General features: G+C 41.8%; 1 pseudogene. It reads left to right on the plus strand.

Annotated features, from left to right (window positions below):
• Nucleotides 1-754: pseudogene (locus tag ACFINZ_RS10620) on the plus strand (hypothetical protein); the annotation flags it as partial.

Below are 754 nucleotides of genomic sequence, written 5' to 3' on the forward strand. Positions count from 1 at the left end.
CTGATTACAGACCAGATGTTTCGGTCGTCAACGGTAGCTTTACGGATACGCTTGTGAATGTTTTACCGGCTGATGGCTGTTACATTCCGATGCCTAATGCAATGGTAGTGTCTCATGCTTTAGAAGAAAAGCCGTTGGGGTGCATAGCCTTTAGAAGTGGCAATGGTGTTAAGATAATCGTAGGAGGAGCCAAAAAGCTTTACAGTTATGATAGTCAAACGAAGGGTTGGAAAGACATAAGTCAAAGTGGTGTGACCTATCAAGCAAATGAAGAGAATAAATGGTCGTTTGCATTATTTGGTGAAACTATTATTGCGGTGAATAAAAATGATAAACCACAAGTCTTTAATACTCATAGCTCTGAACGGTTTGAAGATTTAGGAGGCAATCCCCCGAAAGCAGGATTGGTGAAGGTTTGGGGTGATTTTGTTTGTTTGATGCAATTAACAGATCATCCCAATCGCATCCATTGGTCGGGTTTGAATGATGCAACTCATTGGACGGTAGGTGATAAAGATTGTTATTATCATAATTTTAATGATGGAGAATATGTTCAAGGGGCAACGGAATCGAGCAATCCCCTCGTTTTTTTGCGTTCTGCTATTTATGCTGGTTGTTTTACGCTAGGCTCTAAAGTCCCCTTTATTTTTCAAAAGCTTCAAGACAAGCGTGGATCCCGCAGTGCAGCCTCTATAGCGTGTCGCGGGAGTGATGCTTTTTTTGCTGGTGATGGTGGCTTTTATCAGATCAGTGC

This window comes from Bartonella sp. AA81SXKL (assembly GCF_042196945.1).
GTDB lineage: Bacteria > Pseudomonadota > Alphaproteobacteria > Rhizobiales > Rhizobiaceae > Bartonella.